The sequence below is a fragment of the Eubacterium sp. An11 genome, assembly GCF_002161065.1.
GTDB classification, from domain to species: domain Bacteria; phylum Bacillota; class Clostridia; order Lachnospirales; family Lachnospiraceae; genus Anaerobutyricum; species Anaerobutyricum faecale.
In genome coordinates this window covers 131378-148524 of the sequence record NZ_NFLV01000004.1, presented here as the reverse complement: position 1 = coordinate 148524, position 17147 = coordinate 131378, and the positions used below count along the sequence as shown (strand labels likewise).

Here is a 17147-nt window from a genome sequence, read left to right as displayed (position 1 = left end):
CGGACGTCGGAAAAGGCAGGAATACGGTAAAAGATAAACGAATGACAGAAAAAAGATGTTCCCGGCAGGAGGTTGACAGCATGGACATTTATTTTTTACGGCACGGTGAGACAAAATGGAATACCCGCGGGCGTATTCAGGGGCAGAAAAACACGAGGCTTTCCGAAAAAGGACTGGAGCAGGCCAGACTGACCGCGGAAGGGATGAAGGACCTCCCCTTTGATATCATTTATTCCAGTCCGCTGGAGAGAGCTTACGAGACTGCGCAGATTGTACGAGGGGAGAGAAATATTCCGATCATCCGGGACGACCGGCTGAAAGAAATCAGTTTTGGCGCGGATGAAGGAAGACATATCAACCGGATTCTTGCGAACCCGGCTTTTACCCGAAAACAAAGATATTTCAATGACCCGGTCCATTACCGGGGAGCAAAAGGCGGAGAAAGCTTTCGGGATGTCAACAAAAGAATCTGGTCTTTTGTGGAAGAGATCCTCCTTCCGCTAGAAGGACATAAGTCCTGTGTTTTGGTGACCGCCCATGTCAATGTGATCAGAAGTTTCATTCAACAGCTGAATCACAGACCTCTGGAAGCGTTTAAAAAGACTACTTTCCAGCAGAACTGCGCGGTGGCAAAGTTCCACTGTGAAAATGGAACATTTGCCATGGATTTTGAAAGTAAAGTATATTATGAAGAATAAAAATATCGTGAATCCGACGTGATCACCGGAGGGCAGCAGCCTGTACAAAATTTTTAAAAAGTTTTCTGCTGTCCTCCTCTTTTTTGTAGGAAAATTCCGGATGCCACTGTATTGCCCAGACAAAGGTTTTGTCCGGTGCGTATACGGCTTCGGTCAGTCCGTCCTCAGACACAGCCATGGCTTTAAGCTGCGGAGATAATTTCCGGATGGCCTGATGATGATAACTGTTTACAGCCAGGGCAGGCTTTTTTAACAAATGAAAAAGAGGGGTGTCTTCCAATATTTTTACCTGATGGACCGGTCGGTCATAAGGGGGCGTCTGGTGATGTTCCACCGGAGACGGATGCTGGGACGGCAGGTCCTGGAATAATGTTCCCCCAAGAGCAGCGTTAATGAACTGGATGCCGCGGCAGATACCAAAGACCGGTTTGTCCTGAGCGTAAGCCAGTGAAAACAGTTTTTGTTCCATGAGATCCCGCTGTGGGCAGAGCAGGCCGCAGCAGGAGAGCGGAACTTCTCCATATATCGCCGGGGAAATGTCGTGTCCTCCGGTAAAGAGAAATCCGTCATACTGACGGATGATCTGCTCCAGGATGTCCTGGTCGTCGGTCAGGGGCAGCATGACCGGTAATGCGCCGGCCTCCAGCAGACCGTCCAGGTATCCGGGAAGCATCCAGTAACTTTCTTTATCTTCATCATATAATGGCAGAACGCCAATCGCAGGTTTTGTCATGATTTTTATCCTCCTGAAAAAATAAAAAGGCAGTGAAATTCCAAAGAACTTCATTGCCCGGGGCATATTATAGCATATCAGAATGGCAACTGCAATGTTGCCTGTGAAAATCCCCTGTGTTATAATTTTTACAAAAATAGTCTAATAAATATCAGAAAGATAAGAGGAGGGTGCCATGAAGCCTTATATTTTAAGCTGCTGTTCCGCGGCGGATCTGTCCGGAAAACACTTCGAACAGAGGGAGATTTATTATCTGTGCTTTCATTTTGAGGTGGGAGGAACTGAGTATCAGGACGATATGGGAGTATCCATGCCGCCGGAAGAATTGTACCGCAGAATGTCTGCCGGGGAGGATACGAAGACTTCACAGGTGAGTATCGGAGAATACGCTGACCATTTTGAACGTTTTTTAAAGGAAGGAAAAGATATCCTCCATGTGACACTGTCCAGCGGTATTTCCGGCACATTGAATTCCGCCCGTATTGCCGCGGAAGATCTGAGGGAGAAATATCCGGAACGGAAAATATATGTGGTGGATTCTCTGGCGGCCTCCAGCGGATATGGTCTGCTGATGGATGAACTGGCGGACCGGAGGGATGGCGGTATGGATATAGATACTCTTTATCAGTGGGTGGAAAGTCGAAAGCTGCATCTGCATCACTGGTTCTTTTCCACGGATCTCACGTTCTTTATCCGGGGCGGCCGTATCTCGAAGGCTTCCGGTTTCATCGGGACCATGTTGAATATCTGTCCGCTGATGAATGTCAATCATCTGGGGCAGCTGATTCCCCGGGAGAAGATCCGCACCAAGAAGAAAGTCATAAAGCGGATTGTGGAGAAGATGGAAGCCCATGCGGAAAACGGGACAGAGTATAGTGGGAAATGTTATATCTGCCATTCTCTTTGTGAGGCGGACGCCAGGGCGGTGGCGTCGCTGGTCAGGGAGCGATTTCCGAAGCTTTCCGGCGACGTGGAGATTTATCCTATCGGAGCGACCATCGGAAGCCATACGGGACCCGGGACCGTGGCTCTGTTTTTCTGGGGAGATGAGAGAAAAGATTGAGAGACAGCGGCCGTGATTCCGGTGTGCTCTGAAAAAGCGGACATTTACAAAGAATGGAAAATATGCTATGATGGCCTGAGGTTTCCGAAAGGAAAATGGTTTTAGAAAGGAGTTCTTATGAGTTTCAGTACAGTTGTGGCGCTGGACGCCATGGGCGGCGATAATGCGCCTGAAGAGATCGTAAAAGGCGCGGTGAACGCGATCAATGAGAGAAAAGATATTCAGGTTCAGTTATTCGGAGATAAAGACAGAATTGAAGCGGAACTTAAGAAATATACCTATGATGCCGGACAGATAAAGATTGTCCACACCACGGAGGAGATCAGCTGCGATGAATCCCCGGCAGCGGCCATAAAGAAAAAGAAGGATTCTTCTCTGGTAGTTGCATTAAAGGCCGTAAAAAGCGGTGAATGTGATGCGGTGGTTTCTGCGGGAAGTTCCGGAGCCATCCTTGTGGGCGGACAGGTCATCGTCGGTAAATGTAAAGGCGTGAAGCGGGCGCCTCTGGCTCCGATCGTGCCGACGGAGAAGGGAATTTCCCTGCTCATTGACTGCGGCGCCAATGTGGACGCCCGTCCGGAACATCTGGTGCAGTTTGCGCAGATGGGCTCCATCTATATGGAACATGTGGTGGGAATCCCGAACCCGAAAGTTGCCATTGTAAATATCGGCGCTGAGGAGGCAAAGGGAAATGCCCTGGTAAAAGAGACCTACCCGTTGTTAAAAGAATGTCCGGGCATTAATTTTGTGGGAAGCATTGAGGCAAGAGATATCCCGAAAGGAGATGTGGACGTCATTGTCACAGAGGCCTTTGTGGGAAATGTCATCCTGAAGCTGGAAGAGGGTCTGGCAAAGACCATGATCTCCGTGGTGAAAAAAGGTATGATGTCTTCACTGATGGGTAAGATCGGCGGCCTTCTGGCGAAACCGTCCCTGAAAAGGACATTGAAGACCTTCGATGCATCTGAGCACGGCGGCGCGCCTCTGCTGGGACTTAAGGGACTTGTGGTAAAGATTCACGGAAGTTCCACAGCCAAGGAGACAAAAACAGCCATTTTGCAGTGTGTTTCCTTTAAGGAAGCAAGAATCAACGAGAGAATTATGGAGTATCTCGCCCCGGCAAAAGAAGAAGCCGGAGAGAGTGCGAGATAAGGAGGCATAGAATGAAGCCTGTAAAATTAGCAGAGCTGGAGCAGAAGATCGGTTATACATTTGCAGATAAGAATAAGCTGCTGCTGGCCGTCACGCACAGCTCCTATGCCAATGAGCATAAAGGCAGAAAAAAAGAAAATAATGAGCGTCTGGAGTTTTTGGGAGATGCGGTGCTGGAAGTGACGGTATCTGATTATCTGTTCCGGCAGTATCCTTCCTATGCGGAAGGCAAGCTTACCAAACTGCGTTCCAGCCTGGTCTGTGAATATACCCTGGCCATCTGTGCCAGGGATGTATCTCTGGGGAATTATCTCCTTTTAAGCAAGGGAGAAGATCTGACCGGAGGGAGAGAGCGGGATTCCATCCTCTCCGACGCTTTTGAGGCGCTTATCGGCGCCATTTATCTGGATGGAGGAATCGAGGAAGCGGGACGGTTTATCCGGGATCACCTGTTAAAGGATGTGGAGGATAAGTCACTGTTTTATGATGCCAAGACGATTCTGCAGGAGATGGTGCAGTCCGGAGGAAACGGGCAGCTTTATTATAAGCTGGTGCGGGAGACCGGCCCTGACCATAATAAAGAGTTCACTGTGGAGACGCATATCGGAGATAAAGTGTACGCAGCCGGTGTGGGTAAGACAAAGAAGGGGGCAGAGCAGGTAGCGGCCTATCAGACCATCCTTCTTTTAAAGAAACAGCAGAAGCAGTAAAGTATGGCAGCAGGCAGGTGCATCAATGTATTTAAAAAGTATAGAGATTAATGGATTTAAGTCCTTTGCCAACAAGATTGTGTTTGAGTTTCCCCACGGGATCACGGGGATTGTGGGACCGAATGGCAGCGGAAAGAGCAATATCGGCGACGCGGTACGATGGGTCCTGGGAGAACAGAGCGCTAAGCAGCTGCGGGGCTCCAAGATGGAAGACGTCATATTTTCCGGTACGGAGAACCGGCGGCCGCTGGGGTTTGCTTATGTGGCGATCCTTTTTGACAACCGGGACAGAAAAATCGCTCTCGATTATGATGAGGTGAAGGTGGCAAGAAGAGTGTACCGTTCCGGTGAGAGCGAATACCTCATCAATGGAGCCGCCTGCCGGAGAAGAGATATCGTGGAGATCTTTTATGATACCGGTATCGGAAAGGAAGGCTATTCCATCATTGGACAGGGTCAGGTGGAAAAGATCCTGAGCGGAAAGATTGAGGACAGCCGGGAGCTCTTTGATGAAGCTGCCGGTATTGCAAAATACAAAAAGAATCGTTCCGTGACGGAGAAATCTCTGGAGCAGGAGCGCCAGAATCTGGAGAGAGTGACCGATGTCCTCAGGGAGCTGGAAGAAAGGGTCGGTCCTCTGGAAGAGCAGAGCCGGACGGCAAAGGAATATCTGAAATTAAGAGACAGAGAGAAGGATTTGGATATCCATCTCTTTCTTTATGATTACGAAAACACACAAAAAGAGTTAAAAGAGAATCAGAACCGGCAGGAGATTGTCGGAAAGGATCTGGAGAAGACCAGAGAAATTCATGACCAGATTAAAGAAAAAAATGCGTCCCTCCAGCAGGAGTCGGAGGCACTTCTGGCAAAGATTGAGGAGACCGGGGCGGAGAAGGAGCGCGTTTCTTCCGGAAAGGAAGAGCTGGACAGCCAGAATCTCCTTCTTCAGCACAAGATTGAGTCTAATGAGCGTATGATCGCCCATTATGAGGAGATTATCAGCCAGAATCTGGTGGAAAAAGAAACAAAAACTGCAAAAAAGAAAGAGCAGCAGGAACAGCTGGCTTCCCGGGAGGAAGAGCTGGCGGAGCTTGAGACGGAAAAGTCACGGCTTGCGAAGGAAAAAGAAACGTACATCGAGGAAAAGAAGCTGGCTTCCGAGAAGCTGTCCATCCAGAAGGATGAGCTGTTTTCCATGATGGACGACCAGCTGGACACCAAAGAGAAACTGAGCCGGTATGACACCATGGAAGAGCAGCTGCAGATCCGGAATGCGGAATATAACAGCCGGCTCATTGCCCTGCAGTCGGATTTAAAAGAGTATAATGAGAAGAATACCCGGTTGGAAGAGGAGCTGAAAAAGACCCAGCAAAGTTACGATGAGGCTCTGGAGGAGCTGGAGCAGGCCCAGGAAGAAGACCGGATGCTCTCTGCGGAAGAGAGCCGTCTTGATACGGCTCTCGGACAGGAGAATCAGGATTTTCTGCGGGCCCGTTCCCGATATGAGACACTGGCCGGCATCACGGAGCGCTATGAGGGCTATAATCAGTCCATCAAACATATCATGGAGCAGAAAAAAAATAATCCCGGCATTATCGGCGTGGTGGCGGACATCATGAAGCTGGACCAAAAGTATGAGACGGCCATCGAGATTGCCCTGGGAGGCGCCCTGCAGAATGTGGTCACCGAAGACGACCAGGTGGCCAAAAAGATGATCGCATTCTTAAAGCAGAACCGGTTTGGCCGGGCTACTTTTCTGCCTCTGACCAATATCCGGCGGAGAAACAGCAGTATTCATCCGTCCATTCTGGAGGAGGAAGGGGTCATCGGTCTGGCCAGCGACCTGGTCACCGTGGAGGCCCGCTTTGAACCGCTGGTGCAGTTCCTTCTGGGGCGGACCATCGTGGTGGATACCATTGAGAATGCGCTTCTGTTATCAAGAAGAAACAATTACAGTCTCCGGGTAGTCACCATCGGCGGTGAGCTGCTGAATCCCGGCGGTTCCATCACCGGTGGAGCTTACCGGCATTCCGGCAATCTTCTGGGAAGAAAAAGAGAAATGGAAGAGAGCCGGGAGAAGATGCAGCAGGCGGAAGCATCCTGCAGGCAGATCAGAGAGAAACTGAACGCTCTTGGAAAAAACCGGGAGGCCAATCAGAACAGTCTGGAAGAAAAGCAGGAAAAAGTGACTTCTCTGCAGATGGCCCTCCATGATCTGGGACATCAGATTCCGGATCTTCTGGAAAAAGAGAAGGCGTTAAAAGAGAATATTGAGACATTGAAAGAGGAGCACGCTTCACTGAAGAATCAGCTGCTGGAAATCCGGGCGCAGAAAGAAGTGCTGGCGGAAAACCAGCTGAGTCATGAGAAGATTCATGAGAAAAATAACGATGTCATGGATCGTCTGGAAAAGCAGATAGCCGCTCTGGAGGAAACCATCCGTGATATAGAAGGAAAAGAGAATCAGGTGATTCTTCGTATCTCTCAGGCGAAGCAGCAGATGGAATTCTATGCGTCTGACTGCCGGCGTCTGGAAGAGGAAATCTTTGGCTGTGACCGCAGCATAGAAGGAAACAGGCAGCAGAAAAAAGAGCTGCAGCGGCAGAACGGGGAAGCGGAAGAAAAACGGCGGGAGATCTCCGGACAAACGGAGAAGTACATGAAGGCTCTGGAGGAAATTGCCGGAAAGCTGGACAGCCTGAAGGAAGAACAGAAAACCGTGTCCGGAAAGCACACGGTAATTTTCCGGGAACTGGAAGAGCAGAACGATCGTATGCTTCTTCTGGAAAAAGAAAACGCCCGTCTTGCGGCCCAGAAGGAGAAGCTGGAAAGTGATCTGGAGAGCCGTGTGGATTATATGTGGGAACAGTATGAGCTTACCTATAATTACGCCATGGAATTAAAACATCAGGATGTCAGCGGCGAGGTGGCGGCCCGGTACCGTCAGGAGAAAAAAGAGATTTCCCAGCAGATTAAAAAACTGGGAAATGTCAATGTGGGCGCCATCGAAGAGTACAAGACAGTGGGAGAGCGGTATGAGTTCCTGCGGGGACAGTACGACGATATCAAAGAGGCGGAAGCAAAGCTGCTGACCATGATCGATGAGCTGAACACTGCCATGCGGGAACAGTTCACGGAAAAGTTTGCCGAGATACGGCAGATGTTTACCACAGTCTTTCAGGATTTGTTCGAGGGAGGCACCGCCGATCTGGAACTGATGGACGATGAAAATATGCTGGAATGCGGTATCCGTATTGTGGCGCAGCCGCCGGGAAAGAAACTGCAGAATATCATGCTGTTATCCGGCGGGGAGAGGGCGCTTACGGCCATTGCCCTGTTGTTTGCCATTCAGAAATTGAAACCGTCGCCGTTTTGTCTTCTGGATGAGATTGAGGCGGCTTTGGATGACGCCAATATCGTACGTTTTTCCAGATATCTGAAAAAGTTGTCCGCCGACACTCAGTTCATTGTCATCACCCACCGGCGGGGGACCATGAGCGCGGCGGAAGCCCTTTACGGCATTACCATGCAGGAAAAAGGCGTGTCCACGCTGATCTCTGTGGACCTCATTGACAAGCAGCTGGATGAATAGAGAAAGACTGTGCTCACCGGGAAACCGAAACAATAAAAAGGGGAATAGAACATGGGAGAGAAAAAAGGATTTTTCAGTCGTCTGGTCAGCGGTCTGACCAAGACAAGAAAAAATATTGCCTCCGGACTTGATGCGATTTTCAGCGGTTTTTCAAAAATCGATGATGATTTTTACGAGGAGCTGGAGGAGATTCTCATCATGGGAGATCTGGGCGTGGATACGACCATGAACATCATTGAGAATCTGCAGGAGAGAGTCAAAGAAGAAAAAATCAAGGAACCGTCCGAGTGCCGGCAGCTGCTCATCGATATCATCAAAGAGCAGATGGCCGTGGACGAGACCGCTTATGAATATGAGAACAGGACTTCCGTGGTGCTGGTGATCGGCGTCAACGGCGTCGGCAAGACCACGACGATCGGAAAGCTGGCCGCCCAGTTAAAGGCACAGAATAAGAAAGTGATCATGGCCGCGGCCGATACGTTCCGGGCGGCGGCCATCGAGCAGCTGACCGAATGGGCCCACCGGGCCGGCGTGGACATCATCGCCCAGCAGGAAGGTTCAGACCCGGCGGCGGTTGTCTATGACGCCTGCCAGGCGGCCAAATCAAGAAACGCCGACGTGCTGCTGTGTGACACGGCAGGACGTCTTCACAATAAGAAGAACCTCATGAATGAGCTGTCCAAAATCCGGCGGGTCATCGAGAGGGAGTTCCCGGAGGCCTATCTGGAGACCCTCATCGTCCTGGACGGAACCACCGGTCAGAACGCACTGGTGCAGGCCAGACAGTTTAAAGAGGTGACCGATATCTCCGGCATCGTCCTTACCAAACTGGACGGAACCGCCAAAGGCGGTATTGCCATCGCCATTCAGGCGGAGCTGGGTATTCCGGTGAAATATATCGGTATCGGCGAACATATCGAAGACTTACAGAAGTTTGACTCCGATTCATTTGTAAATGCATTATTTGAGAAGACCGAGGAGGAAGAAGAATGAATCAGTTAACCCTTGACAAATTTGAAGAAGCCTATGAACGGGTGCAGGAGGTCGTTTTGCCGACCAACCTCATCCAGAGCGACTTTTTTTCGCAGACAACCGGCAATAAAGTCTATTTAAAACCGGAAAATCTTCAGCTTACCGGCGCCTACAAGATCCGTGGCGCTTACTATAAGATCAGCACCATGAGTGATGAAGAAAAACAGAAAGGCCTCATTACCGCATCAGCAGGTAATCATGCCCAGGGTGTGGCCTATGCAGCGAGAAAGTTTGGCGTTCCGGCGACCATCGTAATGCCGGTTTCCACTCCGCTCCTGAAAGTGAACCGCACTAAAAATCTTGGCGCAGAAGTGATTCTTCACGGCAACGTCTATGACGAAGCCTGTGATAAGGCGCTTGAACTGGCGGCGGAACACGGCTACACCTTTGTACATCCTTTTGATGATCTGGATGTGGCTACCGGACAGGGCTCCATTGCCATGGAGATCGTAAAAGAACTACCGACGGTAGATACCATCCTGGTTCCGGTGGGCGGCGGCGGTCTTGCCACCGGCGTGTCCACCCTGGCAAAAATGCTCAACCCGAAGATCCATGTCATCGGCGTGGAGCCGGCGGGTGCTAACTGCCTGCAGGTATCCCTGCGGGAAGGAAAGGTGACAACGCTTGATAAAGTAGATACTATCGCTGACGGTACAGCCGTAAAAACACCGGGAGAGAACATTTTCCCATACCTGCAGCAGAACCTGGATGATATCATCACCATTGAGGACGATGAGCTGATCGTCGCCTTCCTGGACGTGCTGGAAAACCACAAATTACTGGTGGAGAACTCCGGCCTGCTCACAGTGGCAGCCTTAAAGCATCTTCCGGCTGAGAATAAAAAAGTGGTTTCTATCTTAAGCGGCGGCAACATGGATATCATCACCCTGTCCTCCGTGGTACAAAACGGCCTGATCCAGCGTTCCAGAATCTTTACGGTTTCCGTGCGTCTGCCGGATGTGCCGGGACAGCTCAACAAAGTATCCAAGGTCATCGCCGACGCCAACGGCAACGTCATCAAACTGGAGCACAACCAGTTTATCAGCGTCAACCGAAACAGCTCCGTGGAACTGATCATCACCATGGAGGCCTTCGGCGAAGATCACAAGCGGAGCATCATCCAGGCACTGCGGGACGCAGGCTTCGCGCCGGAAGAGAGAAATCCGCGGGCGTTGTATTAGAGCGGCATTGTATTAGAGTAGTCAGTATTAGAACAGTCTGAAGATTTTCTTGCAGATATATTTTTCATCCGATATAATAATAAAGAGTTCTGCCCGGCTGAACTCTTGCGCCCGGCGCAGGTGTTTTAGAGACAAAGTGCTGTAAGAAAATATTTTCAATGGGGGATGATGAATGTGATTATTGCATCAAAATCTTCAAAAGAGGTTCGAAAATTCAATAAGGAACGCAGCATTCGTTCTGTACAAAAAGCTTGTTCAATCATAAAACAATCCAGGATAGCGCCATTTGTTGAAAAACTGATATTGTACGGAAGTGCGGCAAGAGGAGAACAGACCTATAGCAGTGATATAGATTTATTGCTGGTATTAAAAGATACAGATGAAATACAAACACACAGAGCCTATCTTTATATGCTTAAATCGGAACTTACGTCACTGGAAGATGATTTACCTGATATAGATTTGAATATTGTAGTAGGTAATGATTGGGAAAAAAATGAGGATTTATATTATAAAGACATCAGAAGGGAAGGGATTGATGTTTGGAAAAACGAAGCACATATTTAGACTTTGCGGAAAATGATTATAAATTTTTTATGTATAATTTTGATCATGAGGTGTTTGGTACTTCCATGGCTGCATTGGGGCAGAATATATGTGAACGGTATTTAAAACACATTATTTCAGAATACGCACAGCCATGCAGCGTGGAGGAAGAAATGAATAAAAAGGCTGTTTTGCATGCGCACAGCTTAAAAAAGATTATGCGTTACATGAAAGATGAGATGCAGATTCAAATTCCTTCTTCAGTTTCCAATGCAATGAAAATAATAGATGGTTTTTACTTTACTACACGATATCCGGGGAATGATAGTTTTATTGCGGGAGAGGAAGAAATCGCAGATGCTGCGAATGCAGTAAAATTAACGCGTGAATTTACTTTGGATATAATAAAAAGATTAGAAGAATAATAATTCATTTTATTTGCTTGCATCTTCTCCAAAGATGTGTTATAGTTATGACCGAAATAAAAAGAAAGGCACATGTTTTCATGTGTAGGTGAGGAAATGTTCAGATAATCTTATTTGGTAACAGACAGACGATAATAGTCCCGTTTACAGTGAGGGGATTTGTTTGTGATACCGGATAAGAGGAATGGCATTTTCGTGAAACCTGTGTTTTTTGCATCAGGTTTCTTTTGGTGCATTCATCGGCTGTCCGGTAACGGACAGCCGTTTTTCTTTCCCGGGAACTTTTTTTTGAACTTTCGCTGGATTTCCGGAAAAAACAGTCTTTCAGGCAGGCTGAACACCGGCGCAAAGCAACGTTCGCTCACTGTAGAGGGAAAACAGTGAGGAGGGATTATCATGATACAGGTAAAGAACCTGCATTTGATGCATAAAAAAGATCTTCGGACGATTCTTGATGATTTCAGTTTTGCGCTGAACCCGGGCGATAAGGCGGTCGTCATCGGGGAAGAGGGCAACGGAAAGTCCACGCTCCTGAAATGGCTGGTAAATCCGGCTCTGGTGGAGGATTATGTGGAAGCGGAGGGGGAGCGCATCACCGGCGGCGTCAGAATCGGTTATCTGCCCCAGGAGCTTCCCGAGGAAGAAAAGGGGCGGACGATTTACGAGTTTTTCTGTGAGAAAGAAGAATTTTTTCTGCAGGATCCGGGAGAACTGGGCAGGCTGGCAAAGGAGCTGAGGCTGCCGGCAGATTTTTATTACGGGGAGCAGAAAATGTACACCTTGTCCGGCGGCGAGAAGGTCAAAGCGCAGATGGCAAGGATACTTTTGGGAAAACCCGATGCATTTTTGCTGGACGAGCCGTCCAACGATATTGACATAGACACGCTGGAGTGGATGGAACGATTTATTTCAGAGGCACGGCAGCCGGTGCTCTACATTTCCCATGATGAGACTCTCATCGAGCGGACAGCCAACGTGGTGATCCACCTGGAACAGATTCGCAGAAAGACCGTGAGCCGCCACACCGTGGCGCGGATGTCGTACCGGGAATATCTTTCCCACCGGGAAAATGTCATGGACAACCAGATGCAGATGGCGCTTGATGAGCGGCGGCAGGAGCGGATCCGCCGGGAGAAGCTGAACCGGATCATGCAGCGGGTGGAACATGAGCAGAATGTCATCTCCCGCCAGGATCCCCACGGCGGACGGCTGCTGAAAAAGAAAATGAAAGCGGTCAAATCCATGGAGAAACGTTTTGATAAGGCGGCAGGCCAGATGACGGAACGGCCGGAAGAAGAGGAGGCGATCCTGCTGCGATTTTCGCCGGATATCCGTCTGCCGGCAGGAAAGACGGTGCTGGATTTTCATCTGGATGCCCTGACGGCGGGGAAAGGTACAGAATGCGCCCCGTCCCGTGTGCTGGCCCGGAATATCCATCTCCTTGTCCGCGGCCCGGAAAAAGTCTGCATGATCGGCAGAAACGGCGTCGGCAAGACGACCCTATTAAAGCGTATCGCCGCAGAGCTTCTGCCTCGGCAGGATATAAAGGCCGCTTATATGCCGCAAAATTATGAGGAACTGCTGGACCTTGACAAGACGCCGGTGGATTACCTGTCAAAGAGCGGCCATAAAGGGGAAATCACCAAAATCCGCACCTGGCTTGGCTCCATGAAGTACACTGCCGATGAGATGGAACATCCCATTCGGGAGCTGTCCGGCGGTCAGAAAGCAAAAATATTTCTTCTGAAAATGAATCTTTCCGGAGCAAATGTACTGATCCTCGACGAGCCCACCCGCAACTTTTCTCCGCTGTCCAACCCGGTGATCCGGCAGGTGCTCCGGGACTTTGGCGGCGCGATCATCAGTATTTCCCATGACAGGAAATATATCGGGGAAGTGTGTGAGACGATCTACCAGCTGACGGAAGACGGGCTTCGCAGGGTGACGCAGGATGATTTTTCCGTGAAGTGACTGAGGATAGTTTCCCCGGAAGCAACAGAAGATTGTTTCTCGGAATGAAGAGTTAAGAGTGACGCTCAAATGTAATGATTCAAAACCGACAGATAAAAGAGGAACATGGTTATGAAAGAAAACAGATACGACGACGAACAATTTTTTAAAAAATACAGTGAGATGCCCCGCTCCAGGGAGGGACTTTCCGGCGCTGGCGAGTGGTACGCACTGAGACAGATCCTCCCGGATTTTCAGGGGAAAAGAGTGCTGGATCTGGGCTGCGGGTATGGCTGGCACTGCAAATATGCCGCCGACCATGGCGCGGTTTCTGTTCTTGGAACGGACATTTCTCACAGGATGCTGGAGACGGCCCGGCAGAAAAACAGCGACCCCAGGATCACGTATCAGTGCGCCGCCATGGAAGACCTGGATTTTCCGGCGGAGAGCTTTGACTGCGTTATCAGTTCCCTGGCCTTTCACTATGTAAAAGACTTTTCGGGGCTGGCGTCCCGCATCGGCCGGTGGCTGAAGCCTGGCGGAGATTTGGTGTTCTCGGTGGAACACCCGGTGTTTACGGCTTACGGCTCCCAGGACTGGTATTATGATGCTGACGGAAATATTCTGCATTTTCCTGTGGACAATTATTACTATGAAGGGAAGCGGGACGCCATTTTTCTGGGTGAACATGTGGTGAAATATCACCGGACTCTCACCACCTATCTGGAGACACTGCTGCAGAATGAATTTATCCTCCGGCATGTGGTTGAACCGCAGCCGCCGGAGAACATGATGGATCTCCCGGGCATGAAAGATGAGATGCGCCGGCCGATGATGCTTCTGGTAGCGGCGAGGAAGCCCGGCCCGGAGAGGGAAAAGAAATAAACTATTTATTTTCATGGGAGGCAGAAATCACAAAAATATATTTACACATTTTCCCCGATTGTGCTATAATCATTTATAACTGCGAATACTAGTGGGGTGCAGACACCGCCGCGCTGCCGTTTTGTTTTTTTAAAATACAGCGGCAGGGGGCGCATTAATGTAAAGGGGGCTTTGGTATGTCGGCAGTATTTGGGGCATTTATGCAATATTTGGTGACAGCGGTTTATTATATTGCCATTGCCGGACTTGGGATTTTTGCAGGGAAGAAGCTCCTGCAGAGAAAAAAGAGACGGACAGAGAGCTGAGAACTGGCTGGCAGTCCCAAAAGATATTTCCGGGTGCTGGAGGAAACAAAGAAGGTATTGTTTCATTCAGCACCCTTTACCCTGCGTGCAGGGATATAGCGTAATAGTAGGAGGATAAGACATTGAAGAAGTATGGAGTAAATGAACTGCGGAAAATGTTTCTTGACTATTTTGAGAGCAAGGGACATCTGGTGATGAAGAGTTTCTCACTGGTTCCGCATAACGATAACAGTCTGCTGTTGATCAACGCAGGTATGGCGCCGCTTAAGCCATACTTTACCGGACAGGAGATCCCGCCGAGAAGACGGGTGGCCACCTGCCAGAAATGTATCCGTACCGGTGATATTGAGAACGTAGGTAAAACAGCCCGCCACGGTACCTTTTTTGAGATGCTCGGTAACTTCTCCTTCGGAGATTACTTTAAGAGAGAGGCCATTCACTGGTCCTGGGAGTTCCTCACTGAGGTAGTGGGACTGGATCCGGATCGACTGTATCCGTCTGTATATCTGGAAGATGACGAGGCGTTTGCCATCTGGAGAGATGAGATCGGCATCGCGCCGGAGCGCATTTACAAGTTTGGAAAAGAAGATAACTTCTGGGAGCACGGCGCAGGTCCATGTGGTCCATGTTCCGAGATTTACTATGACCGCGGCGAGAAATACGGATGCGGTAAAGAGACCTGTACAGTAGGCTGCGACTGCGACCGTTACATGGAAGTGTGGAACAACGTATTTACCCAGTTTGAAAATGACGGACATAATAACTATACACAGCTGGAGCAGAAGAATATTGATACCGGTATGGGCCTTGAGCGTCTGGCAGTGGTTGTGCAGGATGTGGATTCCATCTTTGACGTGGACACGATCCGCTCTCTGCGGGACAAGGTCTGCGAGATGGCAGGAAAGACTTACCAGGAGAACGAAGAGGACGATATATCTATCCGTCTGATCACTGACCACATCCGTTCTGCCACTTTCATGATTTCCGACGGAATCATGCCGAGCAACGAAGGACGCGGTTATGTGCTCCGAAGAATCATCCGCCGGGCAGCCCGCCACGGAAAGATTCTCGGCATCGACGGACAGTTCCTGGCAGAACTCAGTAAGACAGTGATCGAAGGTTCCAAGGACGGTTATCCGGAACTGGAAGAGAAGAAAGAGTTCATCTTCAACGTGCTGACTCAGGAAGAGAGCAAGTTCAGCAAGACCATCGATCAGGGACTGAATATCTTAAATGAACTGGAAAATGAATTAAAAGAGAGTGGAAAGACAGAGCTTTCCGGCGAGGAAGCGTTTAAATTATATGATACCTACGGATTCCCTTTGGATCTGACCAAAGAGATTCTCGGCGAGAAAGGATACACCATCGACGAGGAAGGCTTTAAAGCCTGCATGGAAGAGCAGAGAGTGAAGGCGAGAAAGGCCAGAAAGACTACCAACTACATGGGTGCTGACGTGACTGTTTACGAGTCCATCGACCCATCCATCACTACTGCCTTTGTGGGATATGACCATGACGAGTATGATTCCAAAATCACAGTCATGACGACCGACACAGAGATTACCGAGGCCCTCACCGACGGACAGGTGGGAACTATCTTCGTGGAAGAGACACCATTTTATGCTACCGGCGGCGGACAGCATGCCGATACCGGCGTGATCCGCTGCAAGGACGGAGAGTTTGTGGTGGAAGATACCGTGAAGATGCTTGGTGATAAAGTTGGACATATCGGCCGTGTGACCAAGGGTATGTTCAAGACCGGCGATACCGTGACTCTGTCCATCAACACGGAACAGAGAAATGATACCAGAAAGAACCACAGCGCTACGCATCTGTTACAGAAAGCCCTTCGTATGGTTCTGGGAAGCCATGTGGAACAGGCCGGTTCCTACAACGACAAAGACCGTCTGCGTTTTGACTTCTCTCACTTCCAGGCTATGACACCGGAAGAGATTGCTCAGGTGGAAGAAATCGTCAATAAAGAAATTGCCGCACAGCTTCCGGTTGAGACACAGATCATGACGGTGGATGAGGCAAAGAAGACCGGAGCTATGGCGCTTTTCGGTGAAAAATACAGTGAGAAGGTTCGTGTGGTCAGCATGGGTGACTTCTCCAAGGAGTTCTGTGCAGGTACTCACGTATCAAATACCGGCGATATCAAGACCTTTAAGATCATTTCCGAGACTGGTGTGGCAGCCGGCGTGCGTCGTATCGAAGCCATCACCGGCAATAACGTACTGAAATATTATCAGAATGAGGAGCAGATGCTTCTGGAGGCTGCAAAAGCTGCCAAGGCAGACCCGCATAAACTTACAGAGCGGATTCACGCCCTTCTTGACGAAGTAAAGGCTCTCTCCTCTGAAAATGAGAAATTAAAAGATCAGATTGCCAAGAGTGAAGTGGCAGATGTCATGAACCAGGTGGAAGAGGCCGGCGCATTCAAGGTTCTTCCGGTATCCGTAAAAGATGTGGACATGAACGCCCTCCGTACTCTGGGCGACGACCTGAAAGAAAAAATCGGCAGCGGAGTTGTGGTTCTTGCCTCCGACATGGGCGGCAAAGTGAACCTTATTGTCACAGCCACCGATGATGCGGTAAAAGCAGGCGCTCATGCCGGCAAGATCATCAAAGAGGCCGCAGCCCTCGTTGGCGGTGGCGGCGGCGGACGCCCGAACATGGCCCAGGCCGGCGGAAAGAACCCGGCAGGCATTCAAGATGCCCTGGCAAAAGCCGTGGAACTGGCGAAAGGACAGCTGGCGTAAAAATCATCGTTAAAGGACAGTCGGCATAAGTACGATGGCCGGAACAGATGGTGCCAACAGGTCAATATAAATGTAAATAAGGAATATAAGAAAAAATCCCCGCAGAAGCTTCA

At 49.6% G+C, this 17147-nt stretch carries 14 protein-coding genes; 13 read left to right on the top strand and 1 reads right to left on the bottom strand.

Annotated features, from left to right (window positions below; translation table 11 throughout):
• Positions 1 to 80: 80 nt before the first annotated feature.
• Positions 81 to 698 (top strand): histidine phosphatase family protein, encoded by a 618-nt coding sequence (locus B5E53_RS05125; RefSeq protein ID WP_162611793.1) that lies wholly within the window; start codon positions 81 to 83, stop codon positions 696 to 698.
• Between the two features lie 22 nt (positions 699 to 720).
• Here the strand turns inward: B5E53_RS05125 and B5E53_RS05120 are convergent, their stop codons facing one another.
• The gene (locus tag B5E53_RS05120; protein WP_087312968.1) at positions 721 to 1431 is read right to left on the bottom strand and encodes a gamma-glutamyl-gamma-aminobutyrate hydrolase family protein; all 711 of its coding nucleotides are present in this window, start codon (positions 1429 to 1431) and stop codon (positions 721 to 723) included.
• A 175-nt stretch (positions 1432 to 1606) separates the two neighbouring features.
• Between B5E53_RS05120 and B5E53_RS05115 the strand changes: the two genes are divergently transcribed.
• From B5E53_RS05115 to alaS, 12 genes are all read left to right on the top strand, one after another.
• On the top strand, positions 1607 to 2494 hold the full coding sequence (locus B5E53_RS05115; RefSeq protein ID WP_087312967.1) for a DegV family protein: 888 nt from the start codon (positions 1607 to 1609) through the stop codon (positions 2492 to 2494).
• Between the two features lie 117 nt (positions 2495 to 2611).
• Positions 2612 to 3646, top strand: coding sequence for a phosphate acyltransferase PlsX (plsX, locus tag B5E53_RS05110; RefSeq protein ID WP_087312966.1), 1035 nt, complete (start codon positions 2612 to 2614; stop codon positions 3644 to 3646).
• 11 nt (positions 3647 to 3657) lie between these two features.
• Positions 3658 to 4356, top strand: coding sequence for a ribonuclease III (gene rnc / locus B5E53_RS05105; protein WP_087312965.1), 699 nt, complete (start codon positions 3658 to 3660; stop codon positions 4354 to 4356).
• Between the two features lie 25 nt (positions 4357 to 4381).
• Positions 4382 to 7948 carry a chromosome segregation protein SMC gene (gene smc, locus B5E53_RS05100; RefSeq protein WP_087312964.1) on the top strand — a complete coding sequence of 1189 codons (3567 nt, stop codon included), beginning with the start codon at positions 4382 to 4384 and terminating at the stop codon, positions 7946 to 7948.
• Positions 7949 to 7999: 51 nt separating this feature from the next.
• Positions 8000 to 8941 (top strand): signal recognition particle-docking protein FtsY, encoded by a 942-nt coding sequence (ftsY, locus tag B5E53_RS05095; protein ID WP_087312963.1) that lies wholly within the window; start codon positions 8000 to 8002, stop codon positions 8939 to 8941.
• Positions 8938 to 10161 carry a threonine ammonia-lyase gene (gene ilvA / locus B5E53_RS05090; protein WP_087312962.1) on the top strand — a complete coding sequence of 408 codons (1224 nt, stop codon included), beginning with the start codon at positions 8938 to 8940 and terminating at the stop codon, positions 10159 to 10161. Before ftsY ends, ilvA begins: the two co-directional genes overlap by 4 nt.
• Positions 10162 to 10326: 165 nt before the next feature.
• Positions 10327 to 10728 (top strand): nucleotidyltransferase domain-containing protein, encoded by a 402-nt coding sequence (locus B5E53_RS05085; protein ID WP_087312961.1) that lies wholly within the window; start codon positions 10327 to 10329, stop codon positions 10726 to 10728.
• Complete coding sequence (locus B5E53_RS05080) at positions 10704 to 11132, top strand: HEPN domain-containing protein (RefSeq protein ID WP_087312960.1); 429 nt, start codon at positions 10704 to 10706, stop codon at positions 11130 to 11132. Before B5E53_RS05085 ends, B5E53_RS05080 begins: the two co-directional genes overlap by 25 nt.
• Before the next feature lie 396 nt (positions 11133 to 11528).
• Positions 11529 to 13103: an ATP-binding cassette domain-containing protein gene (locus tag B5E53_RS05070; protein WP_087312958.1), complete on the top strand. Its 1575-nt coding sequence runs from the start codon at positions 11529 to 11531 to the stop codon at positions 13101 to 13103.
• A 111-nt stretch (positions 13104 to 13214) separates the two neighbouring features.
• Entirely contained in the window at positions 13215 to 13967 is a 753-nt protein-coding gene (locus B5E53_RS05065; protein WP_087312957.1) for a class I SAM-dependent methyltransferase, read from the top strand.
• Between the two features lie 176 nt (positions 13968 to 14143).
• A complete protein-coding gene (locus B5E53_RS19930; RefSeq protein ID WP_275532666.1) occupies positions 14144 to 14272 on the top strand; it encodes a hypothetical protein in 129 nt (42 codons plus the stop codon).
• Positions 14273 to 14394: 122 nt separating this feature from the next.
• Positions 14395 to 17034, top strand: coding sequence for an alanine--tRNA ligase (gene alaS / locus B5E53_RS05060; RefSeq protein WP_087312956.1), 2640 nt, complete (start codon positions 14395 to 14397; stop codon positions 17032 to 17034).
• Positions 17035 to 17147 lie beyond the last annotated feature (113 nt).